Annotated in this window: 18 protein-coding genes; 6 read left to right on the top strand and 12 right to left on the bottom strand. The window is 52.0% G+C overall.

The window, feature by feature from the left end:
- Nucleotides 1-93: 93 nt before the first annotated feature.
- The 6 genes from LOZ86_RS17940 to LOZ86_RS17965 all read right to left on the bottom strand — a co-directional run bounded on the left by LOZ86_RS17940 (nt 94) and on the right by LOZ86_RS17965 (nt 8,660).
- Nucleotides 94-1,806, bottom strand: a complete 1,713-nt coding sequence (locus LOZ86_RS17940) for a hypothetical protein (protein ID WP_039483571.1) — start codon at nt 1,804-1,806, stop codon at nt 94-96.
- 113 nt (nt 1,807-1,919) lie between these two features.
- Nucleotides 1,920-3,098 (bottom strand): dienelactone hydrolase family protein, encoded by a 1,179-nt coding sequence (locus LOZ86_RS17945; protein ID WP_230243172.1) that lies wholly within the window; start codon nt 3,096-3,098, stop codon nt 1,920-1,922.
- A gap of 224 nt (nt 3,099-3,322) precedes the next feature.
- Nucleotides 3,323-3,946 (bottom strand): hypothetical protein, encoded by a 624-nt coding sequence (locus LOZ86_RS17950; protein WP_127156317.1) that lies wholly within the window; start codon nt 3,944-3,946, stop codon nt 3,323-3,325.
- 247 nt (nt 3,947-4,193) lie between these two features.
- Nucleotides 4,194-6,101: a rhamnogalacturonan lyase gene (locus LOZ86_RS17955; protein WP_039483568.1), complete on the bottom strand. Its 1,908-nt coding sequence runs from the start codon at nt 6,099-6,101 to the stop codon at nt 4,194-4,196.
- 190 nt (nt 6,102-6,291) lie between these two features.
- A complete protein-coding gene (locus tag LOZ86_RS17960; RefSeq protein WP_181892605.1) occupies nt 6,292-7,476 on the bottom strand; it encodes an MFS transporter in 1,185 nt (394 codons plus the stop codon).
- The gene (locus LOZ86_RS17965) at nt 7,473-8,660 is read right to left on the bottom strand and encodes a serine hydrolase domain-containing protein (protein ID WP_230242544.1); all 1,188 of its coding nucleotides are present in this window, start codon (nt 8,658-8,660) and stop codon (nt 7,473-7,475) included. The genes LOZ86_RS17960 and LOZ86_RS17965 overlap by 4 nt, the downstream gene beginning before the upstream one ends.
- 115 nt (nt 8,661-8,775) lie before the next feature.
- Here LOZ86_RS17965 and LOZ86_RS17970 point away from each other — a divergent pair, with 115 nt between their 5' ends.
- Nucleotides 8,776-9,672, top strand: a complete 897-nt coding sequence (locus tag LOZ86_RS17970; protein WP_230242546.1) for a LysR family transcriptional regulator — start codon at nt 8,776-8,778, stop codon at nt 9,670-9,672.
- A 62-nt stretch (nt 9,673-9,734) separates the two neighbouring features.
- On the opposite strand, the gene lpdA is transcribed toward LOZ86_RS17970, so the two are convergent.
- The 4 genes from lpdA to pdhR form a co-directional block, all read right to left on the bottom strand.
- Nucleotides 9,735-11,159 (bottom strand): dihydrolipoyl dehydrogenase, encoded by a 1,425-nt coding sequence (gene lpdA / locus LOZ86_RS17975; RefSeq protein WP_230243173.1) that lies wholly within the window; start codon nt 11,157-11,159, stop codon nt 9,735-9,737.
- Nucleotides 11,160-11,491: 332 nt separating this feature from the next.
- Nucleotides 11,492-13,378 carry a pyruvate dehydrogenase complex dihydrolipoyllysine-residue acetyltransferase gene (aceF, locus tag LOZ86_RS17980; protein WP_039483563.1) on the bottom strand — a complete coding sequence of 629 codons (1,887 nt, stop codon included), beginning with the start codon at nt 13,376-13,378 and terminating at the stop codon, nt 11,492-11,494.
- Between the two features lie 14 nt (nt 13,379-13,392).
- Nucleotides 13,393-16,056 carry a pyruvate dehydrogenase (acetyl-transferring), homodimeric type gene (gene aceE / locus LOZ86_RS17985; protein WP_039483562.1) on the bottom strand — a complete coding sequence of 888 codons (2,664 nt, stop codon included), beginning with the start codon at nt 16,054-16,056 and terminating at the stop codon, nt 13,393-13,395.
- A 141-nt stretch (nt 16,057-16,197) separates the two neighbouring features.
- Entirely contained in the window at nt 16,198-16,962 is a 765-nt protein-coding gene (pdhR, locus tag LOZ86_RS17990; protein WP_039483559.1) for a pyruvate dehydrogenase complex transcriptional repressor PdhR, read from the bottom strand.
- 680 nt (nt 16,963-17,642) lie between these two features.
- On the opposite strand from pdhR, the gene LOZ86_RS17995 reads away from it, so the two are divergent.
- The 3 genes from LOZ86_RS17995 (at nt 17,643) to LOZ86_RS18005 (ending at nt 21,549) form a co-directional block, all read left to right on the top strand.
- Complete coding sequence (locus LOZ86_RS17995) at nt 17,643-19,001, top strand: amino acid permease (RefSeq protein WP_039483555.1); 1,359 nt, start codon at nt 17,643-17,645, stop codon at nt 18,999-19,001.
- A 183-nt stretch (nt 19,002-19,184) separates the two neighbouring features.
- Nucleotides 19,185-20,618: a glycoside-pentoside-hexuronide (GPH):cation symporter gene (locus LOZ86_RS18000; RefSeq protein ID WP_230242555.1), complete on the top strand. Its 1,434-nt coding sequence runs from the start codon at nt 19,185-19,187 to the stop codon at nt 20,616-20,618.
- Nucleotides 20,596-21,549, top strand: coding sequence for a glycoside hydrolase family 43 protein (locus LOZ86_RS18005; protein ID WP_181892610.1), 954 nt, complete (start codon nt 20,596-20,598; stop codon nt 21,547-21,549). Before LOZ86_RS18000 ends, LOZ86_RS18005 begins: the two co-directional genes overlap by 23 nt.
- Nucleotides 21,550-21,600: 51 nt before the next feature.
- Here the strand turns inward: LOZ86_RS18005 and ampE are convergent, their stop codons facing one another.
- Complete coding sequence (ampE, locus tag LOZ86_RS18010) at nt 21,601-22,455, bottom strand: beta-lactamase regulator AmpE (protein WP_039483552.1); 855 nt, start codon at nt 22,453-22,455, stop codon at nt 21,601-21,603.
- Nucleotides 22,455-23,027, bottom strand: a complete 573-nt coding sequence (gene ampD, locus LOZ86_RS18015; RefSeq protein ID WP_039483549.1) for a 1,6-anhydro-N-acetylmuramyl-L-alanine amidase AmpD — start codon at nt 23,025-23,027, stop codon at nt 22,455-22,457. Before ampD ends, ampE begins: the two co-directional genes overlap by 1 nt.
- Nucleotides 23,028-23,446: 419 nt before the next feature.
- Between ampD and LOZ86_RS18020 the strand changes: the two genes are divergently transcribed.
- A complete protein-coding gene (locus LOZ86_RS18020; protein WP_039483546.1) occupies nt 23,447-24,307 on the top strand; it encodes a nucleoside-specific channel-forming protein Tsx in 861 nt (286 codons plus the stop codon).
- Between the two features lie 144 nt (nt 24,308-24,451).
- A complete protein-coding gene (nadC, locus tag LOZ86_RS18025; RefSeq protein WP_039483543.1) occupies nt 24,452-25,342 on the top strand; it encodes a carboxylating nicotinate-nucleotide diphosphorylase in 891 nt (296 codons plus the stop codon).
- The last annotated feature ends 181 nt before the right edge of the window (nt 25,343-25,523 follow it).

The following is a 25,523-nucleotide window of genomic DNA, read 5'->3' on the forward strand; positions in this document are numbered from 1 at the left end:
GCTGTCGATAACCGTCATTATCGACAGCACCATTACTGGCAATGCCATGACCGCCAATACCATTACCGACAACCACCACGCAGTCAGATCAAATTAGTCTTTCTGATGGGAAAGCCATTTCCCTTTTTCATCAAATACCGTCACGCCCGGCACTCTGGAGTAATTCCCTTCCCCCTCTGATTTATAGTGGGTCGCCAGTATGTGGGGAAAGCGATAGTCAAAATTGAAATAGCCATCATCAGGATTCTTGACGATCAGCTTGCCCGTGCTGTCGATGAGACCTTCTTCTACCTTGAAGTAGCGATTATCAAGGTTGTTTTTAAAAGACGTCGCTTCGCCATACGTAAACAGGTTCTTTTTCTCTTGCGCGGAAATAGCTGGGAATCGCGTCACATCAAGCTGACGTAATACATGCAGGAACATCAGGCGTTCCAGCGGCGTTCCTGCATCTTTCGGGACTAAAAATTGTAATGTGAGTCCACTTCCCACATTCACATCGTATTCATAGCCGACAAACGCGCTGTCGCCATAAATAAAGATGTTATCAACTTCTTTACCTTCAGGGACGATCTCTTTGGTTTCAGCCATGAGTTCAGGAATCGACTGAGGAGCGACCTTAAAATAAACATCGTACTTAAATACTTCCGACGGGAATTTTATTTCAATGCGCGTTTTTGACATGCTCCGTTTAATAAAGCGCTCAGGCTTTTCCATGCGCTGTTCGAGTGCTTTCCAGATAGCCTGATGCATTTCTGCGATCTTAAATTCATCAGTAATCTTTACACCATACTTCGCTTCCAATTCCGGCTGAGATAATGCCAGATCGTACATCGACAATGCCTGCTCGCCGCGGTAACGTTCATCCATCGTACGCAGTACAGCAAATGCATTGGCTAACGAGACAACATCTTCAGCATTCGCTAACCCAATAAAGTAGCGTTGCTTAGCCTCATCATATTGAAAATAGACGGCTTCCAATTTGCCTTGTTGGTTATCGTATGCCGCGCCGTTTTCCGACTGGAATAACACGCCCTTTTGCCCTTTCAGCCACAACGCCAGATTAAAATCTTCTTTCGCCGCGCTAACACTAAACAGGTCAACGTCGGTGTTATTCTGCTTATCCCGATAGGTGTAGATCTGCGTGTCTTTATTTTCTCGGTCGATGAGTAGACGCCCCATCTTGCGAATATACATCCCGTGATCTCGTAGGCTCAGCTTGTCGTACATGCTAAACGGCAGCTTAATCGTGAAATATTCTTCGGGATAAAAGGGAATACCGGGAAAATCATCCATCGGCGCGCTGTTAAATGCCTCTTTCTCTTCAAGAAGCTGCGCCTGATAGGCTTTTTTTCGTTCGTCAAAACGCTGCTGGATTTTGAGTAAATCGGGTGACTGTGCTTTTGTCTTTTTCAATACCATAGTGATTTCACAGTAATAAAATGCACAGGCTGATTTTTTATCTGACACAAAGTGAACCGTGTTCTTTCCATCGATTTTTAGCGTGTGCAACATACCGTTTATCTGCACTCGGTTATCTTTGATCTCCCTGGTATATTCGCCATCCGAAGTAGTGTAAATCACCTGCGTCGGCGTCAGATTGAAGTAGATATCGTCTTTAATGCCTTTGAAGCTTTGTGTGATATTTTCCTGAAGCTCATCTCTGTTTTTATTGGCTTCAGGATGTTTACTGTTATCAAACACAACGCGAACATCCTCAACCAGATATTTTCCCTCGCTAAGTGTTTCCTCTCCATTACAGCCCGACAGCCATAGCGCCATCATGATAATACCCAGATATTTCCTCATCACTTCGTCCCTGTAAAATTAAAAAACCTCTGAATGCCGCGGCACGCAGAGGCGAGTCATGCATCAGTAAGCTGATGTTATCAAAAAACTTATTATAATTCAGGCATTTACAGCTAGAGCTTTAGCCATTGGTCTAAAAAGCTAAAGACTTCTTCCTGCTGTTCCTGATAGAAAACGTGCCCCAGCTCAGGCCAGATTTTGGTTTGCAGCTTGCTGTCCGCCCGCTGGGATTGCCACACCTTGTGCATTTTAGCGTAAGCATCTTCAACGGATTGCGTCGGGAACAGTTTGTCTTGACCACCGTTAAATAGCAGCATCGGTTTTGGCGCGGCGACGCTCGCCACATCAGGGAAATCAAAGCGCGTCGGTTGCCCCGGATGCAGCATGTAGAATGCCGACTGCCCTCTCAGCACATTGTTGCCCGGCGTCATCAGGCCGTCATACGTGCCAATCCAGGATACCGCTGCCGTTGCCGCTACCTTGTCGGACAGCGCGGCGAGCTGCCAGGCACGATAGGCACCCCTCGAGAAACCCACGACGCCAATACGTTGCTTATCAACCTGTTCAAGCGATGCCAGAAAGTCTGTCGCCCGCATGTCTTCGTAGGCCATCAGCCCCGCGAGTGAGCGCCCCAGATTAAAGAAATTGCTCGCCAGCGCCTGCTGCTGCTCATATTTAATTGGCCCGCGCGATCCCCAACCTAGCGCATCGACCGCCAACACCACATAACCCCGCTTCGCCAGTTCATCCCCGACAAAACGGCCGGTGAAGAACTTATCGGCCCACGCCTGTGCAGAATCGAGCTGCTTGTCATTGCCCCACGGCTTGATCATCTTCTCTTTGCCGATATCAAACTTCGCGCCGTGATCGTGCAGCAGGATCACCGCAGGATGCGGCCCCGCGCTTTTTGGCGTCAAAAGCAACGCATCTACGCGGCTTTCATCGGTCAGGTTGAAAGCGACTTTCTCCGCCGTATAGCTGCCGCGATCCTGTTTTTCCATCGTCTGCGGGGCAAAGTCTTTGGTGGAATCCGGCGTCAGGAGCAGCGAACGCAGCGTTTTTCTCGACTGGGCTTGCCATTCGCTAAAATCCGTAAAATTCCCCGATAGCCAAGAGTCCGAGTAGGTCATCTGCTGTTTAAGCTGCGGATAAAATGAAGGCAGTCCTTCATCCGTCACCGCCTGATCTGTCACGGGTTGAATCGTAGGGTTCATATCGTTCGCCATCAGTGAAGGGCTGGTCAGCAAAGCCGCCAGTAGCCAGACAGAGGAGCGTAAGGTATTAAGATTCATCATAACCTCAAAAATAAAACGTCGTTTCTTTTTTAGGTTTGATTGTAATTGACGCCGCTAAAAATAAACGGACGGAACGCGCATTCTGCGAAGCGACTGGCAAAAAAGGTTCGTCGCAACAGCGTAGGCGCAGAGGGGAATACCACACACGTCAGCGATCAGAGTGTTCAATTTATTGCATAATAACGATTTGAAATCGCTTAACGTCTCAGAGCAGAACGACATCAAGCGGCTGATTCGTCTCGTTTGCGTTCAGCCACCAGCACAACTCCTTTTCGCGATTCATTAGGCGCAAGGCTCCATATATCGCTTTCGGGAATGCTGCGACCATCGTATCGAATCCGTTCTCCGTCATACGGCCAGAAAGTACGTTGTTCTGAGTCGAACACAAATACCTCAATGCCAACCTCTTTACGTGCCATACGCGCCCACAACGCCTTCCCTCCAGGGAATTGAACGTTATCGCTAACCAGCACGATACCGTCGTTAATGAGCGCCTTATACATAGCGCTGGCGACATTGGCGTTTCGTTCACGTTTGGTGACAATCACGCCTTCAACCTGAGTAAGGTAGTCACTCACCGGTTGCAGGTTCTCGTAATAACCTATGACAGCCAAAATAGTTTCGGCATCGTCGTCGCTGTTACGGGATTTCAGATCAATCTTTGCGACAACAACATGCCGTAAATCACCGTTAACGTCATCAGGCTCTCCATATATGGCAACGGCATGATGCCGCTCATTATGGATATAAATATCCACAGCGCGACCGTTCACACTCGTTTCGCCAATTTTCCGATATTCCCGCGCCATAGTGGCGGGGCTATATGACATTGGAAGAATCGCCATATCAAAACTCCCGCTATCGTTGAGGACTGGTGACATTATAAGCATAGCCTGTTGCACTTCGTTGGGGTCTATAATACCAAACATCATGCGTGTTTATTAGCCAATTTTCGCAACAGCATTATCCTCGCTAACCTTGAGCCGGGCAGAATCAGGAATCATTTAGTTCGCACTAATCCGTGATACACCCCCAGATAACCCGATACGTTGGAAGAAAAATCGGCACGATCGTCATCGTGCCGAGAAAACATTATTTAGGTACGGTATAAACACTTTCCCATTTTACCGGAAACGTCATTCCTTCACCAAGATAGAAGCTGGTATGCGGCGGCTGGTTATAGCCCGCATTCTGAGCCGCGACTTGTGTCCGATAGGCCGGGTCGTGCATCAACGTTGGCATACGGTATGTGGTTTCCGACGTCGTGCTGAAAATCTGTAGTTCGCTACTATCAGACTTGGGAATAATGAACTCTTCACGCCAGTCGCCAAACAGATCGGCACTCAGGACGGGTGTCGCTTTCGTCCCATTTATCCACGTCCCCGAATTGTAGGTATAAGCGCTGAACACCCGCTCGGTTTTCTCTTTAGCCGGTATCCATTTATCAATCGTCGCGCGATCCCATGACTCACGCAGCAGATCGCCATCCCACCAGATAGCAAAATTGATTTGCGATGGTTTCTTATCGGAAATCCGCTCGCCTTTCGTATTAAACAACCCGCCTTGCGAAGACCAGCATTCCACCCCTAAGTGAGCGGGATCGACATCCATACAGACGCCGCGCCCATTATCACCACCCGAACCGTTACTATATCCCCAAAGGATCTTGCCCGTGGCGGCATCGTGCATCTCCATCGCGTTATTACCATACTGGCTCGCGGACTCATGCACCATAAAGACCTGCTTACCGGTACGCGAAGGATCGAGCACGCCAAAGTGCAGCGCATCACCATGTCCCAAGCCAGTGGAATTCAATAGCTTGCCGTTGCTGCCGATCGTTGCTGCGCCAAAGATAATGTCGTCTTTCCCATCGCCATCCGCATCGCCAGTACGAAGGTGGTGTGCGCCTTGCCCATACGCCGTGTTCAGCACATCACCAGCCGTTCCGCTGTCATACGTCCAGCGTTTCGTCAGCTTGCCATTACGCCAGTCCCACGCGACAACCACGGCGCGTCGGTAATAACCACGCGAAAATACCGCACTAGGGCGTTCCCCATCAAGATAGGCGACACCCGCCAGAAAACGGTCAACGCGATTACCATAGCAGTCACCCCAGCCGCACACATCACCACGTTCGGGGAGGTAATCCACTGTCGCCATCGCTTTCCCGGTTTGGCCATTAAATACCGTCAGGTATTCAGGCCCAGTGAGAATATAACCGTTGTTACTACGGTAATCCGCCTGACTATTACCGATAACCTTTCCTGTACCATCCACCGTACCATCGGCGGTTTTCATCATCACTTCCGCTTTGCCATCACCATCCAGGTCATACACGATGAAATCGTTGTAATGTGCTCCAGATCGGATATTCCTTCCTAAATCAATGCGCCACAGCCGCGTTCCATCCTGCTTATAGGCATCAATATAAACGTTGCCAGTGTAGCCAGAGTGCGCATTATCTTTTGAGTTACTCGGTGCCCACTTGATCACATACTCGTATTCGCGATCGCCATCCAGATCGCCAACCGATCCATCATTCACACCATAGGAATAGGTGTCACCCTTTGGCGTCACCCCATCGGCAGGTTTCTTTAACGGAATAGACTGATAACGCTGGCCGTTCAGTACTGATTTAGCGACGTCCTCTTTTCCTTCGACGCCCTTAATGACCGGACGTATCGCATAAATAGAATCGGCTTTACCATCCGGATCGATAAAGTTAGTCGTTGTACTCAGAGGGGAAGGATTGATGAGTTGACCATCTCGATAGAGATTAAAAGCAATGTTTTCGGGGTCAGTAGCGAAAAGCCGCCAGCTTAAAAAAACATGTTTCGATGATTTGAATGCAAACAGTCCGCGATCCAGCAATTCAATTTGCTTACTTTTTCCTGCCGCATAAGCCGACGTCATCAGCCCATCCTGCCCACCGCCCATCAGTGTAGCAAGCAATGTAACAGCAATGACGCCGGCTCGCGGCGTTGATAAATAGCGTTTCATTTTCTCTCCTTGATTACGTGAAGAATGCCCTTACTCCCGTTGTACAAATTGCATACAGGCATATCCACGCCAGATTAGTACAGCAGCGTAATTATCAATCACGAAAACAAGGCAAGAAATCATGGCGTCTATGTATGATAAATAGACAGTTTATTGCGCTAGAAAAATCACAGACAAAAAATCCGGCACCTTACCGTCGTGCGGTGGGGAACCCATGCTGTCTGGCAGACCACACCACAACGAACGTAATCAATAACAGCACCAGCAGCACCGGAGAGAAGGCGGCAACGCCGAGGCGCTCCAGCAGAACACCGCCGATGATACCGCCCCCTGCAATAGCCATGTTCCAGGCGGTAACCAACATAGACTGCGCCACGTCGGTCCCCCCTTTCGCCGTTCTGACAAGAGCCGTCTGGAATAACGTCGCTGCACCGCCGAAGGCGACTCCCCAGACAGCCACTGCCGCATAGACCACGGCCAGTACATCACCTGCCACGCCAAGCGCCAGTACGGACAGACAGAACAATGCTGAGCAGCCAAGCGTCAGGGCGCGCAAATAACGGTCAATCAGTACGCCGACGATCCAGATACCCACCAATGATGCGACGCCGAATACCAGCAGTACCAGACCGGTCTGTGCAACCATGTCCACCGCCGCGAGAAACGATGCAATGTAGGTGTAGAGAATGTTATGCGCCAGTACAAAGGCCAAGACTGCGCATAACACGGGTCGCACGCCTGCCATGGTGAACACCTGCCCCATGGATAGCCTCTTGCCTGTTGATTGCCCAGCGAAATCCGGCACCTGAATACGTACCCACAACATGAGCACGACTGCCAAACCACTCATCATCCCGAAACACATTCGCCAGCCGATCACGTTGCCAAGAAAAGTCCCCGCGGGTACACCGAGCGACAAGGCTAATGGCGTGCCGACCATCGCTATCGCAATAGCTCGTCCCTTCTGGTGTTCAGGCACCATACGGGCAGCATAGCCCGCCAGCAGCGCCCACAGCAGCCCAGCGGAAACACCCGCTAGAAAACGCGCCGCCATCGTTAGCACGTAGCTACCGGAAAATGCAGTAATAATATTGGCGACAGCGAAACCTGCAATGGCTGCTAGCAGCAACTGGCGGCGACGCACACCTTGCGTAGCGGCAGTCAGCGGGATTGCTGCCATCAGGGAACCCATGGCGTAGATAGTGACGGTTTGCCCGACCCAGGCTTCGGACACCGCCAAACCTTGCGCCATTTGCGGCAGCAAGCCCGCTGGCAGCGCTTCGGTCAGGATAGTGATGAACGCTGCCGTGGCTAATGCCAGCAATGAGGCAACGGGCAGCCTGTCACGGTGTATATAGGTCAGTGAGGCAGTCATTGCGCAGCCTCCAACTCGCCATACACGGCATCACGCAGGTCGGTGACAAAACGCCCCGACATCCCTTCGTACATCGTGTTGGTGAAAGCCACTACGCTCAAACCTTGTGTTCGATCGACAAACCATGAATGACCGTAGGCACCTCCCCAACGCCAGGTGCCTGATGATTCCGGCGACTCGGCTAACAGCGGATCGCGTAAGACCGAGAAGCCGAGGCCAAAACCGCAGCCCGGTGCATTGGGCAGTTCCAGCCCCTGCGTCTGATCGCGCCCCATCTCCTCGATCAGCGCGTCAGGCAGCGGGACGCCGCCCCCTTTACGCAGGGCTTCCAGCAGGCGCAACAGATCCCAGGCCGTGCCTGCCATGCCAGCACCACCTGATGGAAAAGCCTGAGGATCAAAGATGCGAGCAGGGCTGTACGCAATGCCAATTGCCCCTTCAAAGGGAGAAACCGTTTCACCTTCGGTCAGGCGATGCGGCTGCGGGGTGTCGTTCACGTAAGCAGTAGTCAGGCGCGAGGGGTCGCGCACAACGAAGTCGGTATCGTGCATGCCCAGCGGGTCGGTCACCAGTTGGCGAACCGCCTCGTTCAATGACGTACCGTGGATGCGTTCGATCAAGGCTCCCAAGACATCGGTTGCCAGCGAATAACCCCAGGCTTCACCCGGCACGTATTGCAGGGGAACGCTGGCGATACGACGCAGGTTCTCAGTCAGGCTGATACCAGAGGCATCCATACCGTCTGAGATACCCGCCTGTGCATAGGGGCCGTCTGCATGGGGCTCGAAAAAGCGGTAGCCCAAACCCGCGGTGTGGCTAAGCAACTGCCTCGCGGTAACGCGAGCAGGGCTACCGTCGGCCAGCCGGAGCTGGAACGTCGGCATCCAGCGAGTGATATCCTCATCCAGATCGAGCCGACCTTGCGCCACCAGTACCAGTGCCGCACCCGACACGATGGGCTTGCTGACAGAAGCCAGCCGGAAGATGGCGTCCAGCGCCATAGGGCGGGCGCTTTCCCGGTCAGCCCATCCTGCGGCCTGCTGATGAATCAATTCTCCGTTGCGCGCGACCAGCACGACAGCACCGACCAAACGCCCATCGATCAGCGCCTGTTGAACGACGGCCTGAATTCGTGCAGAGAGAGAGGCTGTTGAGGCATCCAGAGAAAATACGGGAGTTATCACGGGTGTTCCTTTTATCAATGAGTGTTCCCGTTACGATAGAAAATCGACAATTAAAGAAAAAGTAGGCTACTGTTCCTTAATATATGGAATAAATTGTCCGCAATAGAGAGGGAATATGGATAGCCTGAATGGCCTGGCGGTATTTGTGCAGGTGGCCGAAACACGCAGTTTCATTGCCGCTGGCCGACTGCTGGGCGTGTCAGCGTCTGCGATAGGCAAAAGCATCGCTCGGCTTGAAGAAAAATTGGGCGTGAGGCTATTTCACCGCAGTACGCGCAGCATCACATTAACCGCCGAAGGCTCATTATTTCTGGCGCGTAGCCGGCGAATTTTGGCTGAGATCGAAGCAGCAGAACTGGAACTGTCGCAGACCAGCGCCGTACCACGCGGACGCCTGCGGGTAAGTTTGCCGTTGGTCAGCTCATTGGTGTTGCCCATACTCGGCGAATTCATGCGTGACTACCCTGAGATCGAACTGGATTTGGACTTCACCGACCGAATGGTGGATGTCATTGAGGAAGGTTTCGATGCTGTGGTACGGACAGGAGACCCCGTTGACTCACGCCTCACCGCACGGAGGCTGGGCGCCTTCCGTTCTCTGCTAGTCGCTGCGCCAGACTACCTTACCCGGCGTGGCACCCCTCAGATACCTGTCGATCTGATGCAGCACGCCTGTCTGCACTACCGCTTTCCCAACAGCGGCAAGCTGGAGTCGTGGGCGCTACGACTTCCCCCCGGCGAACCAGAGTTACCATTACCCACTTCGATGGTCTGCAACAATATCGAAACGCGCCTCTGTTTCGCACTGCAAGGGCTGGGGATCGCCTACCTGCCAGACTTCTCCATCCGTGAACCGCTGGCCAGCGGCCATCTACAGCCGATCCTGACCGACTATGTGGAGCGCAGCGGCGTCTTCTATGTGTTGTGGCCTGCCAGCAAACACCCGTCACCAAAAGTACGGGCACTCGTGGATTTCCTCTGCGCGCGAGTATTTCCCGCCTCTGATACGTAAAAAAAATCCGGCACCTATAAAAGGTGCCGGATTGAATTCACGCTAGTCGAACCTGAGCGAACTTACTTCTTCTTCGCTTTCGGGTTCGGCAGGTCGGTGATGCTGCCTTCAAAGATTTCAGCCGCCAGACCAACGGACTCATGCAGCGTTGGGTGCGCATGGATGGTCAGTGCGATATCTTCTGCATCACAGCCCATCTCGATCGCCAGACCGATTTCGCCTAACAGTTCACCACCGTTAGTCCCAACAATCGCACCACCGATAACACGGTGAGTTTCTTTGTCGAAAATCAGTTTGGTCATACCGTCAGCACAGTCAGACGCGATAGCACGGCCAGACGCTGCCCATGGGAAGGTCGCGGTTTCGTAGCTGATGCCTTTCTCTTTCGCTTCTTTCTCGGTCAGACCTACCCAGGCCACTTCCGGTTCGGTATAGGCGATAGAAGGAATCACTTTCGGATCGAAGTAGTGTTTCTTACCGGAGATCACTTCGGCAGCAACGTGGCCTTCATGCACACCTTTGTGCGCCAGCATCGGCTGACCGACGATGTCACCGATAGCATAGATGTGCGGCACGTTGGTGCGCATTTGCTTATCAACGTGGATGAAGCCGCGATCGTCAACTTCCACGCCCGCTTTGCCAGCATCCAGGTTTTTGCCGTTCGGTACACGACCGATAGCAACCAGAACCGCATCGTAACGCTGTGGCTCGGCTGGCGCTTTTTTGCCTTCCATCGTCACATAGATGCCGTCTTCTTTGGCTTCTACTGCCGTCACTTTGGTTTCCAGCATCAGGTTGAACTGCTTGCTGATACGCTTGGTGAAGACCTTAACGACATCTTTGTCAGCAGCCGGGATAACCTGATCGAACATTTCAACAACGTCGATCTGTGAACCCAGAGCATGGTAAACGGTACCCATTTCCAGACCGATGATACCGCCGCCCATAACCAGCAGACGTCCTGGGACGCTTTTCAGCTCCAGCGCATCGGTAGAATCCCCTACGCGCGGGTCATCATGAGGAATGAAAGGCAGTTGGATTGGACGTGAACCCGCCGCGATAATCGCGTTATCGAAGTTGATCGTCGTTTTGCCGTTTTCGCCGTCAACTTCCAGCGTGTTGGCACCTGTGAATTTGCCCAGACCGTTAACCACTTTAACTTTACGGCCTTTCGCCATGCCAGCCAGACCACCGGTCAGTTGGGTGATGACTTTTTCTTTCCACAGACGGATTTTATCAATGTCGGTTTTAGGTTCACCGAACACGATACCGTGCTCCGCCAGTGCTTTTGCTTCTTCAATGACTTTAGCAACGTGCAGCAGGGCTTTGGAAGGGATACAACCCACATTCAGACACACCCCACCCAACGTGGAGTAGCGCTCTACCAGTACGGTTTCCAGACCCAAATCCGCCGCGCGGAATGCAGCAGAGTAACCCGCGGGGCCGGCACCAAGTACCACTACCTGAGCTTTAATTTCAGTACTCATCATGACCTCTTAATTGTTTTCCGGCGGGTCTGTGACGTCACACCCGTCGTCTTTCAAGTGGCAGGTGCGTTAGCATCGTGTCTTCACTCCAGTCACTTACTTGAGTAAGCTCCCGGAGATTCAGCCCCTTGCCGCCTTCCTACCACCCGAAATCCATAGGGTGCATTTTTAATAACGCCCTCTTCCACCGGGACGTGTCTTTGCCGCTGTAGTTTACAAAATCGTTAACAATTTTGAAACAACAAGCGACTAACGATTTGTCCTTGATCACTGACAGCTGTAACAAGTAACAGCTTATCAGAAAAAAGCCGGCCGTCAGGCCGGCTTTTCGATTACATCACCAGACGGCGGATGTCAGACAACGTATTGTTAATGATGGTAATGAAGCGAGCACCATCAGCACCGTCAATGACACGGTGGTCGAAGGACAGAGACATCGGCATCATCAGACGCGGAGTGAACTCTTTACCATTCCAGACCGGTTCCATCGCGGACTTAGACACACCAAGAATAGCGACTTCCGGCGCGTTGACGATCGGCGCAAAGTGCGTAGTCCCGATGCCGCCCAGGCTGGAGATCGTGAAGCATCCGCCCTGCATTTCGCCTGCGGTCAGCTTACCATCACGGGCTTTCTTGGAGATCGCCATCAGTTCGCGAGACAGCTCAGTGATGCTCTTCTTGTTCACGTCTTTGAACACCGGAACCACCAGACCATTCGGGGTATCAACCGCAACACCGATGTTGATGTATTTCTTCAGCGTCAGACGTTGCGCGTCTTCAGACAGGGAACTGTTGAAGCGTGGCATCTGCTCAAGAGCAGCGGCAACGGCTTTCATGATGAAGACAACTGGGGTGAATTTCACATCCAGTCTGCGCTTCTCAGCTTCGGCGTTCTGCTGTTTACGGAACGCTTCCAGATCGGTGATATCCGTTTTGTCGAAGTGCGTAACGTGCGGGATCATCACCCAGTTACGGCTCAGGTTAGCACCAGAGATTTTCTGAATGCGGCCCAGTTCCACTTCTTCCACTTCACCAAACTTGCTGAAATCAACTTTCGGCCATGGCAGCATGCCCGGCAGACCGCCGCCAGCGGCAGCCGCTGGTGCAGACTCAGCGCGTTTCACTGCATCTTTCACATAAGCCTGAACGTCTTCGCGCAGGATACGGCCTTTACGACCAGAACCCTTCACTTTCGCCAGATTCACGCCGAATTCACGTGCCAGACGACGGATAACCGGCGTTGCGTGAATGTAAGCATCATTCTCAGCGAACTCGCTCTTGCCTTCTGCTTTCGCAGCCGGTGCAGCAGCAGGTTTTGCCGCTGGAGCTGGTGCAGCCGCCGCTTCTTGCTTGGCAGCTGGAGCCGCCGCAGGTGCAGCGCCTTCCACTTCGAAGACCATGATCAGTGAACCGGTTTTCACTTTGTCGCCGGTGCTGATTTTGATTTCTTTAACCGTACCCGCGAATGGTGCAGGAACTTCCATTGAAGCTTTGTCGCCTTCAACGGTGATCAGTGATTGCTCAGCCGCGACTTTATCGCCAACTTTAACCATCACTTCAGTCACTTCAACTTCGTCACCACCGATATCCGGTACGTTGACTTCTTTCGCCGCAGAGGCCGCTGGCGCAGCTGCTGCAGGAGCAGCGGCTTGTGCCGGAGCGGCAGCAGGTGCTGCACCCGCGACTTCGAATACCATGATCAGAGAACCGGTAGAGACTTTATCGCCGGTGCTGATTTTGATCTCTTTAACCGTACCTGCGAAAGGTGCCGGGACTTCCATAGACGCTTTGTCGCCTTCTACGGTGATCAGAGATTGTTCAGCAGCAACAGTGTCGCCCACTTTAACCAGTACTTCGGTCACTTCAACTTCGTCACCGCCGATATCCGGCACGCTGACGTCTTTCGTCGCAGATGCTGCTGGTGCAGCAGCCGGAGCGGCTTCTTTCTTCTCTTCTGCCTTAGCAGGTGCAGCGTCAGCTGCACCGTCGGCGGAATCGAAAATCATGATCAGTTTGCCAGTTTCAACTTTGTCACCGACAGAGACTTTAATCTCTTTCACGACACCAGCCTGCGGAGAAGGGACTTCCATAGAAGCCTTATCACCTTCAACCGTGATCAGCGACTGATCAGCTTCAACTTTGTCGCCAACCTTCACCAGCACTTCGGTGACTTCAACTTCATCTGCACCGATGTCCGGTACGTTGATTTCGATAGCCATGTAATCTTTACCTCTTATGCCAGACGCGGGTTGACTTTATCTGCATCGATGTTGAATTTAGTGATGGCATCAGCAACCACTTTCTTATCGATTTCACCGCGTTTAGCCAGTTCACCCAGAGCCGCAACCACGACGTAAGACGCATCCACTTCGAAGTGGTGACGCAGGTTCTCACGGCTGTCAGAACGACCGAAACCGTCAGTACCCAGTACGCGATAATCGCTCGCTGGGATGAAGTTACGGATTTGCTCAGCAAACAGCTTCATGTAGTCAGTAGATGCAACCGCTGGCGCATCGCTCAGTACCTGAGCCACGTAAGGTACGCGCGGCGTTTCGGTCGGATGCAGCATGTTCCAACGCTCACAATCCTGGCCTTCGCGTGCCAGTTCAGTGAAGGAAGTCACGCTGAATACGTCAGAACCGATACCGTAGTCTGTCGCCAGAATCTGAGCCGCTTCACGTACGTGACGCAGGATAGAACCTGAACCCAGCAGTTGAACTTTACCTTTGCTACCTTCAACCGTTTCCAGCTTGTAGATACCCTTACGGATACCTTCTTCCGCACCCTGCGGCATCGCAGGCATGTGGTAGTTTTCGTTCAGCGTGGTGATGTAGTAGTAAATGTTTTCCTGCGCTTCACCGTACATGCGGTGCAGACCGTCATGCATGATGACAGCAACTTCGTAGGCAAATGCCGGATCGTAGGAAATACAGTTCGGGATAGTCAGAGACTGAATGTGGCTGTGACCATCTTCGTGCTGCAGGCCTTCGCCGTTCAGCGTCGTACGACCTGAAGTACCACCGATCAGGAAGCCACGAGCCTGTTGGTCACCCGCTGCCCAGCACAGGTCGCCGATACGTTGGAAACCGAACATGGAGTAGTAGATGTAGAACGGGATCATCGGCAGGTTGTTGGTGCTGTAAGACGTTGCCGCCGCCAGCCAAGAAGAACCTGCGCCCAGCTCGTTGATACCTTCCTGCAGAATCTGACCTTTCTGGTCTTCTTTGTAGTAAGCAACCTGCTCACGGTCCTGCGGAGTGTACTGCTGGCCTTTCGGGCTATAAATACCGATCTGGCGGAACAGACCTTCCATACCGAAGGTACGCGCTTCGTCAGCGATGATTGGAACCAAACGATCTTTGATAGATTGGTTCTTCAGCATCACGTTCAGTGCACGTACAAACGCGATAGTGGTAGAGATTTCTTTATTCTGCTCTTCCAGCAAAGTGCGGAAATCTTCCAGCGTTGGCAGTTCCAGTTTTTCGCTGAAGTTAGGCTGACGAGAAGGCAGGTAGCCACCCAGCGCCTGACGACGCTCGTGCAGGTACTTGTACTCTTCAGACTCTTTATCGAAAGTGATGTACGGCAGTTTTTCGATGTCGGCATCAGACACTGGCACGTTGAAGCGGTCGCGGAAGTAACGCACGCCATCCATGTTAACTTTCTTAACCTGGTGCGCGATGTTCTTACCTTCAGCCGCGTCGCCCATACCATAACCTTTAATGGTATGCGCCAGAATAACGGTTGGTTTGCCTTTGGTGTCCTGCGCTTTTTTCAGTGCAGCGTAGACTTTCTTCGGATCGTGACCACCACGGTTCAGTGCCCAAATTTGATCGTCGGTCCAGTCTTTAACCAGTTCTGCCGTCTCCGGGTATTTACCGAAGAAGTGCTCACGCACATAGGCACCGTTTTTGGATTTGAAGGTCTGGTAGTCGCCGTCGACGGTTTCTTCCATCAGTTGGATCAGTTTACCGCTGGTGTCTTTACGCAGCAGTTCGTCCCAACGGTCGCCCCACATGACTTTGATCACATCCCAGCCAGCGCCGCTGAAGATACCTTCCAGCTCGTTGATGATCTTACCATTACCGGTAACCGGACCATCCAGACGTTGCAGGTTACAGTTGATGACGAACACCAGGTTGTCCAGTTTTTCACGGGTCGCGATAGTGATCGCACCTTTGGATTCTGGTTCGTCCATTTCACCGTCGCCCAGGAAGGCATAAACGGTTTGCTTAGAGGTATCTTTCAGACCACGGTTTTCCAGATATTTCAGGAATTTAGCCTGGTAGATGGCGCCAATCGGGCCCAGTCCCATAGATACAGTCGGGAACTGCCAGAAGTCCGGCATCAGTTTAGGGTGTGGATAAGAAGACAGACCGTTACCGTGAACTTCCTGACGGAAGTTGTTCATTTGGTCTTCAGTCAGGCGGCCTTCAAGGAAGGCACGAGCGTAAACGCCCGGAGAAATGTGGCCCTGGAAGTAGACCAGGTCGCCGCCGTCCTGCGCAGTGCGAGCACGGAAGAAGTGGTTAAAGCACACTTCATAGAAAGTGGCGGAAGACTGGAAAGAAGCCATGTGGCCGCCCAGATCCAGATCCTTTTTAGAAGCACGCAGTACTGTCATGATCGCGTTCCAGCGGATTGCTGAGCGAATACGACGTTCCAGATCCAGATTACCAGGGTATTCCGGCTCGTCTTCCACTGCGATGGTGTTGATGTATTGACGTGCAGCTGTACCAGCAGCAACGCTGACACCGCCTTTACGTGCTTCACTCAGAACCTGATCAATCAGGAACTGGGCGCGTTCAACACCCTCTTCACGGATGACCGATTCGATCGCCTGCAGCCAGTCGCGGGTTTCGATCGGATCCACGTCATTATTTAAACGATCTGACATGGTTATTCCTTATCTTCTCTAATCAGTTAGTTTATGGAGCCTGTCTTCCTGCATTCTGAGTTAGGTTTCATCCTAAGCAAAACGCATGAAGACAGGCTCATCGTCGTCATTACCGCATTCAGAGCCCCAAATTACGGATGCTCAATCCCTGCGTTGCTGGAGCCGACGCAGCGATCTCTCGCGCCGACTATGTTCCCGGTTAAGATCCAGCAATACTTCCTCAATAAACGCCAGATGACGGTGTGATGCTTCGCGCGCCTTTTCCGGCTCACGGGCAACAATCGCCTCAAAAATGCTGGCGCGATGAATGCTAACCTGAGCCAGCACTTCACGGCTCAAATAAAGCAATTCAAAATTCTGCCTCACGTTCTGTTCGAGCAGCGGCCCCATACAGCGCACCAAATGCAGCAACACCACATTATGCGTGGCTTCTGTTACAGCAACCTGATACTGCATAACGGCTTCTGATTCGGCGTCCAGATCGCCCGCTTCCCTCGCCTTCTCAATCACGGCATGACAATCCCGGATACGTTGCAGATCCGACTCTGTGCCACGCAACGCAGCATAGTAGGCAGCAATGCCTTCCAGCGCATGACGCGTTTCCAGAAGATCGAACTGTGATTCGGGATGTGTGCTCAGTAATTCTGCCAGCGGATCGCTGACGCTTTGCCATAGATTGGCTTGAACGAAGGTACCACCACCCTGACGGCGCAAAAGGAGACCTTTGGCTTCCAGGCGTTGAATGGCTTCTCTCAGAGAAGGGCGGGAAACATCGAACTGTTTTGCCAGTTCGCGCTCCGGTGGGAGCTTCTCGCCGGGGCGCAAGGTTCCCTCAAGAATCAGAAACTCCAGCTGCTGTTCAATCACATCTGACAGTTTGGGCTGACGGATCTTGCTGTATGCCATAATGAATTCTTCTCTGCGAATGGCGCGGAGTCAATTGGTAATACCAATTTCAAAAACGTGACGCTAAAGTAACAAAGTATTCACCTTCTGTCCATAAGGACCTTGAGCTAAATCACCAATCCCACCAGATTTTAACAAATGCACGAGAAACATGCGGCAAAGTGCTAGCCCGCCTGTGGTATTACCATTAATCCCCTCTGTCTATATTTTAACTTTTTTGAAACGAAAAGCAGGCATTGCTGAACCGTTTAAATACGAAAGTAGTGAATTTTAATTCAAAAAATAAGAATTTTTATTCTCAAAAGAAAAGCATAATCCTCCGCAACGCCACATTGTGGTAAGCACGCTTTTTACAGCAGGGATAAAGAGATAATAAAAGGGAGTAAGCCTAAAGAGGTAACAGCCCACTCCCATCCTAAAAAACCTCTCTCGATTTTCTTGTCATCAGGCTCTTAATAAAGAAGGGTGAAAATTTTGATGTAGCGATAGTTTTTAATTATCAGACTATAAGAAATCAGTGCAATCTTGCGCACTTACCACTATTCTCTGGCAAACGGTAGCGGTTTCATTATTTAAAGAAACACCACCCGTAAAAATAAAATTACACAAACGTACAGTCACTAATACGCGTGTTCGTTCACACCGTGTTTTTTACTTGCACTGGCAGAGGGTTAAATTTGATGGATAATCAACAAACGGACGGCACGCTAAAGCGTGGTTTGAAAAACCGTCATATTCAGTTGATTGCCTTGGGTGGCGCGGTAGGTACTGGCCTCTTTCTTGGTATTGCGCAGACAATCAAAATGGCCGGGCCATCGGTCCTGTTAGGCTATGCAATTGGCGGCCTGATCGCGTTTCTCATTATGCGTCAACTGGGCGAGATGGTGGTTGAAGAGCCGGTAGCCGGATCGTTCAGCCACTTTGCTTATAAATACTGGGGCGATTTCGCGGGCTTTGCATCGGGATGGAACTACTGGGTGCTGTATGTGCTGGTCGCTATGGCCGAGCTCAGTGCCGTGGGGATTTACGTCCAGTACTGGTGGCCAGATATTCCGACCTGGGTATCCGCCGCCGTCTTCTTCCTGCTGATTAACGCCATCAATCTGGCGAACGTCAAAGTCTATGGTGAGATGGAATTCTGGTTTGCCATCATCAAAGTCGTCGCGATTATTGGCATGATCGTCTTCGGCGGCTGGCTGCTGCTCAGCGGTACGGGCGGGCCAGAAGCAACCGTAACCAACCTGTGGGCGCAGGGCGGGTTCTTCCCGAACGGCGTGCTCGGTCTGGTGATGGCGATGGCCGTGATCATGTTCTCATTTGGCGGGCTGGAACTGGTGGGGATTACCGCGGCAGAAGCGGATGACCCAGAGAAAAGCATTCCACGCGCCACCAATCAGGTTATCTACCGCATCCTGATTTTCTACATCGGCTCACTCGCTATCCTGCTGTCACTGTACCCGTGGGACAAGGTTGTGGAAGGCGGTAGTCCGTTCGTCATGATCTTCCATGAACTGAATAGCAACGTCGTAGCAACGGTGCTGAACATCGTGGTACTGACCGCTGCGCTGTCTGTTTACAACAGCTGTGTGTATTGCAACAGCCGCATGCTGTTCGGTCTGGCGAAACAGGGTAACGGACCGAAAGTACTGAAAACTGTCGATGCTCGTGGCGTTCCGGTTGTTGCTATCGGTATCTCCGCGCTGGCAACGGCGCTGTGCGTGCTGATCAACTACCTCATTCCCGGCAAAGCGTTCGAGCTATTGATGGCGCTGGTTGTGTCTGCTCTTGTGATTAACTGGGCGATGATCAGTCTGGCACATCTGAAGTTCCGTTCACAGAAGGACAAAGAAGGTACGGTGACCAAGTTTAAAGCGCTGCTTTATCCGCTGGGTAACTACATCTGTCTGCTGTTCCTGGCGGGTATATTGGTCATCATGTTCCTGACGCCGGGCATTCAGATTTCCGTCATGCTGATTCCGGTATGGCTGGTTATTCTGGGCGTGGGCTACTTTATCAAAAAGAAAAATCTGGCGACGTAAACCTCAGCGTTCACCACATCCTTTTTCACGGCCGACTCTGTCGGCCATTTTCATATTTGCAGCCTCCATCACACTTTGCTCCACCCGACCCGTTTGTCCATTTTTGCAACCGATTTCATACGCTCTTTTATCCCTATCGAGGGGAATAATCGTGCTTACACGTTAAGCACAGGAGTCGTATTCATGAAGAACAACGCACTGTCCGTTAAAGAAAAGATTGGCTACGGAATGGGTGACGCAGGATGCAACATGATTGGCGGGGCCATCATGCTATTTCTGAGCTATTTCTACACCGATATCTATGGGCTCTCGCCTGCCTTGGTCGGCACCCTGCTACTCTCCATTCGCGTCATCGATGCCGTCACGGACCCGATTATGGGCGCGATAGCCGATCGCACCCAAAGCCGCTGGGGTCGTTTTCGGCCTTATCTGCTTTGGGTCTGCGTGCCCTACGTTCTGTTCAGCGTCCTCATGTTTACCACACCGGACTGGAGCTACAACGGCAAAGTCATCTACGCTTTCGTCACCTATTTTCTGATGTCGATGACGTACACCGCTATCAACATCCCCTACTGCTCACTTGGCGGCGTGATCACCGCAGACCCACATGAGCGGGTTTCTTGTCAGTCATACCGCTTCATTATGGTCGGTATCGCCACACTCATTCTCTCTTCAACGCTGCTGCCTATGGCAGAGTGGTTCGGCGGCGAGGACAAAGCGCGCGGCTCCCAAATGTCGATGGGCGTAATGGCGATCATTGCCTTATTCATGTTTCTGTTTTGCTTTGCCACCGTTCAGGAGCGAATTAAGCCCGCCATCCCCACCAACGATGCGCTAAAAGCAGACTTGCGAGACGTCTGGAAAAACGACCAATGGCCGCGCATTCTGCTGTTAACCCTGTGCAACGTCTGCCCTGGATTTATTCGCATGGCGGCCACGATGTACTACGTCACTTGGGTGATGGAAAAGTCCGTCTCATTCGCCAGCCTGTTTATTAGTCTCGGCGTGGTCGGCATGATGTTCGGCAGCGCATTGGCGAAGCCCCTGACCGACCGTTTTTGCAAGCTGAAAGTGTTTTTCTGGGTCAACATCGCACTGGCGATCTTCTCCAGCGCCTTCTATTTTTTCAACCCTCACCTGACCAGCTTTATTCTGGTGATGTACTTCCTGCTGAACATTCTGCACCAGATCCCGTCCCCGCTTCACTGGTCGCTGATGGCCGATGTGGATGACTACGGCGAGTGGAAAACCGGCAAGCGAATCACTGGGATCAGCTTCTCCGGCAATCTGTTCTTCCTGAAAGTCGGGCTGGCGATTGCGGGTGCGATGGTCGGCTTCCTGCTGTCCTACTATGGTTATGATGCCAATGCCCCACAGCAAAATGCCGAAGCCATGAACGGCATCATTATGTTGTTCACCCTTATTCCCGGCGTAGGCTATTTGATTACCGCAGGCGTTGTGCGTTTGCTGAAGGTCGATCGCCAGCTCATGCAGCAAATACAAATCGATCTGGAAAAACGCCGTAATAACTATCGGGAACTGAGCGAGAGCCGCGACAGCCAATCACCCAACGTCAAAAGAGGAGGAGAGAATGATGAACCCACATCAATGGCCTAACCCACTGATTGAACAACGGGCAGATCCTTTCATTCTTCGCCACACGGATGGACAGTACTATTTTATTGCCTCGGTACCTGAATACAATCGGCTCGAAATTCGCCGGGCCAGTTCGCTGGAAGCTCTTGCCCACGCGACCCCGGTAACGATCTGGCGCAAGCATGAGCGCGGCCCGTTAAGTGCGCTGATTTGGGCACCGGAACTGCATGTGATTAATGGCAAATGGTATGTCTATTTCGCCGCCGCACCGACGGAAGACATCAAAGACGGCTTATTCCAGCACCGCATGTTTGCGTTGGAATGTGCAGACAGCAACCCGCTAAAAGGCAACTGGGTCGAAAGAGGCCGGATTTATACGCAATTCGATACCTTCTCGCTGGATGCCACCCACTTTGAACACAAAGGCAAACGCTACTATCTGTGGGCGCAAAAAGATCCCGCTATTTCAGGTAATTCGAATCTGTATCTGGCGGAAATGGAAAATCCGTGGACGTTGAAAGGCACGCCGGTCATGTTGAGCAAGCCGGAACTGCCGTGGGAAGTGATTGGTTTTAAAGTCAACGAAGGGCCCGCGGTCATTAAGCACGGCGAACGTCTCTTCATCACCTATTCCGCCAGCGCCACCGATGAAAATTACTGTATCGGCTTACTGTGGGCGAATGCAGGCAGCGATCTGTTGAACCCGACAAGCTGGCATAAATTGCAGCAACCAGTCTTTACCACCAGCCGGGAAAACCGGCAATTTGGGCCGGGCCATAACAGCTTTACTCAAACAGAAACGGGCGAAGACGTTCTGGTTTACCATGCCCGCAACTACACGGAGATAGAAGGCGATCCGCTGTATGACCCGAATCGCCATACGCGGATTAAAACCTTCATCTGGGATCGTGACGGTATGCCCGTGTTCGGCGAACCACCCGCAGACAGGTAATAAGCGAGAAATGGGTGCGCTGGGACGTCCGTTGGGACGTACATGTAGAAATCAAACCAGCGCACCGTATATCGTCAGGAGCGCGACGACGACCACTAATGCTAGCGTCACTTTTTTCGCTAGCGTGACGGCGGCTTTGGGCGTCTCCACAGGCTCAACGTGGGATTCACGCGCCAGAGAGAATTGGGCCAGTTGAGTCAACACCCAATACTGTGAACTGCGAGAATCCCCCAGCGAGGCGAACCAGGCAGGCAGCGCTTTCTCGCCGTGCCCCAGCAGTGCGTAAGCGGCACCGACCAAGCGGGCAGGAATCCAGTCAAGCCAATGCAGTAAACTATCGACACCAGACTGCGCGCGCTCCAGCGGGGTGTGGTGGCGGGCAAGCCAGGTCTGTCTGGCGCGTAAAAACGCGTACCCCATCAGAGCAATCGGCCCGTAGGGTCCGGCAACGATAAACCAGAACAGTGGTGCTAAATAAAACCGGAAATTTATCCACAGCAGCGCATTTTGCAGCTCTTTCAGTTGCTCTTCTTCTCCCGTGCCAACGGGCAGACCGTGAATCAGCGCCAGTTCAGCCGCCATTTCCCGGCGGGCATCCGCCTCACCGCGCTGTGCAGCCTGCAAATAGCGCCGATAGTGCTGACGGATTTCACCCGCACCAATGCACATCAAGCTGATGATAATCCACAGCAAAAGAGAAATCAGGCCGAATAGAATACCGCTCGTGAGCCACAGCAGGCCCGCCACGATGCCCATGCAGCAGAGCGTCAGGAACAGCGTTTGCAATAAAGACGGAGCTGGTACGTGCCGGAACACGACCTCAAGCCGATGATCGATCTGCCAGTGCTCGCCCTGTTTGAACAAGCGTTCCCATGCCAGCGTAAGCAACAGTGTAAACAGCGTCATTAATCCAGACTCCCTTTGTTCTCTGTCCAGTTTTCTTGTAGCAGACGATGATAGCCGTCCCAGTCAAATGCCGGTCCGGGGTCGGTTTTACGGCCCGGCGCAATGTCGCTGTGTCCGGTAATGCGCGACGGCGTAATAGGATAGGCCCGCATCAATAGGCGTGTAATCGCCACCAGCGAGTGATACTGCTGCGCGGTAAAAGGCAGCGTATCCGTCCCTTCCAGCTCAATGCCAATAGAGAAATCATTACAGCGTTCCCGGCCTTCAAACACCGACACACCGGCATGCCAGGCGCGCCGATCGAAAGGCACATACTGTGTGATTTGCCCATCGCGGCGAATCAGGCAGTGTGCCGCGACGCGTAAATGGGAAATGTCGGCGAAATAAGGATGCGCAGTGGGATCCAACGTCGCCGTAAACAATTGATCAATATACGGACCACCAAACTCGCCGGGCGGCAGACTGATATTGTGGATCACCAGTAGGGAAGGCACCTCATCATTCGGGCGACCATCATAATGCGGTGAAGGCGTGTGTGTAATGTCGGATAACCAGCCATTTTCCAAAAGCATCGGCGATAACCTCGCATCGTATCGTTTGCCGGCTGAATCAGGCGAAAAATCAATTTCCGGAGTAAAAACAATTGTAGCCAAAAGGTCCTTGTATCCAAGATACCATGTTTCACGCCGTGCTATCTATTCAACTGGGTATCAATAGGTTTTACCGTTCGTTTTGTGATATTCCCGTCGCTTTCCTGCCTGAATGCAATCCCGATACTTTTTTAGTAAGGTGAAATTCCTAACACCATTATGTGATTAAAATCACATTACAAATGTAATAGCATAATAAAAGGCAATCGTTTTCGTGCATTGCGTCTATTTTTACTTAAAATGCATGACAAAATTATCTTCTGATTTTTTTAGATATTACCAAAACTTATTTTGCGGTCTTACGTACGACGCACATGACGTCTAACACTATGGTACTTAACATGAAAAAAACTTTCGCCGCAGGCGCGTTGCTCGCACTGTCATGCTCAATGCCTGTTCTTGCCGACAGCAATAAAGCCGAATATCTGTCCGACTGGTGGCACCAGAGCATTAACGTCGTCGGTAGCGCCCACACCCGTTTCGGGCCGCAACTGAACAGCACGACTTACCTGGAATACGAAGCATTTGCGCGTAAAGACTGGTTCGATTTCTACGGTTACGCCGATGCGCCTAAGTTTTTTGGTGGCGATCCCGACAGCCGTGGCATTTGGGACAAAGGCTCTCCGCTGTTTGTCGAGATCGAACCACGCTTCTCAATTGATAAACTGACGGGAGCTGACCTGAGCTTTGGTCCGTTTAAAGAGTGGTACATCGCCAATAACGTTATTTACGATCAGGGTCGCAACAGCGGTTCACGCCAAAGCACCTGGTACATGGGCTTAGGTACCGATATTGATACCGGCACCGATCTGTCCCTCTCACTGAACGGCTATGCCAAATACCAATGGCAGAACTACGGCGCCGCTAACGAAAACGAGTGGGACGGCTACCGTGTAAAAGTGAAATACTCTTACCCACTGGGCTCAATGTTGGGCGGCAACGTCTCGTACATCAGCTTCACCAATTTCGATTTTGGCTCAGAACTGCGTGATAAATCGAATTCAAGCCGCACCAACAATTCCATTGCCTCCAGCCATATTCTGGCGCTGGGCTACGACCACTGGCACTACTCTTTCGTCGCTCGTTATTTCCACAACGGCGGCCAATGGGCTGATGGCGCAGAACTCAATTTCGGCAAAGGCCCGTTTGAAGTGAAATCTACCGGCTGGGGCTACTATCTGGTCGTTGGTTACAACTTCTAAAATCGCCTCCCCTTTCCGGCGACCACGGATGTTCGCCGGAAGATTAATAACAGTAACAGTTTGAATTGTAATAATTATTCATTCTGGATGTCCTGATATAAACAAGGTAGCATAGACCTCCGAATCCCCCTTCGGAGTTTTGTCATGTCAACGCGTCGCTACAGTCAGGAACAACGCCAACAAGCCTTGCTCGCTCGTATTGCACAAGATATCCCCGCCAGCGTGCAACTGGCCTTGCGTGAAGATTTAGGTGGCATCGTCGATGCTAATCAAGACATTACCGCGCTTCTGCTCCCCGACAACGAGACCGTCAGCGCACGCATTATCACGCGTGAAGCAGGCATATTCTGCGGCACGCGCTGGCTTGAGGAAGTCTTTTCTCAATTAGGCAACACGACCACGATCGTCTGGCACGTTGCCGATGGCGACGCTATCACGCCCAACCAAACGCTGTGTGACATCACGGGGCCAGCCAAACAGCTCCTGACAGGCGAACGTACTGCGCTGAATTTCCTGCAAACGCTGTCCGGCGTCGCAACCGAAGTCAGCCGTTATGTTGCCGTATTGCAGGGAACGCGTACTCGACTGCTGGATACGCGCAAGACGCTGCCGGGGCTGAGAACCGCGCTGAAATACGCCGTATCATGCGGTGGCGGAGACAACCACCGACTCGGTTTATCCGACGCTTTCCTGATCAAGGAAAACCACATCATCGCCGCAGGCTCAATCAAAAATGCGGTAGAAAAAGCACAGTCTTTACGCAGCGATGTTCCGGTAGAAGTTGAGGTCGAATCACTGGATGAATTACAGCAGGCGCTGGAAGCGGGCGCAGATATCGTCATGCTGGATAATTTCAGTCTGGACAATATCCGGGAAGCCGTTAACACCACACAAGGCCGCGCATTGCTGGAAATATCCGGTAATGTCACCCTCGACACGCTGCGTGGCTACGCGGAAACGGGCGTGGACTATATCTCCGTGGGGGCGTTAACCAAGCACGTACAGGCACTGGATTTATCCATGCGCTTTATCTAAGCGCTCTTCTATTTCTACCAGCGAGGTGCCATTTCGCACCTCGTTCACCTCTCGACATCTCATCCTCTCGTACACCATCGTAACGACACACACGGTAAATCCTGCGCGGACTTCCTGTCCCGACAGCGTGAAAATTGCGTCTCTGTTCGCAAAAAATTTTCAATCCTCTGCAAGTCTCTAA

The sequence above is a fragment of the Pectobacterium parvum genome, assembly GCF_020971565.1.
Lineage (GTDB): Bacteria > Pseudomonadota > Gammaproteobacteria > Enterobacterales > Enterobacteriaceae > Pectobacterium > Pectobacterium polare.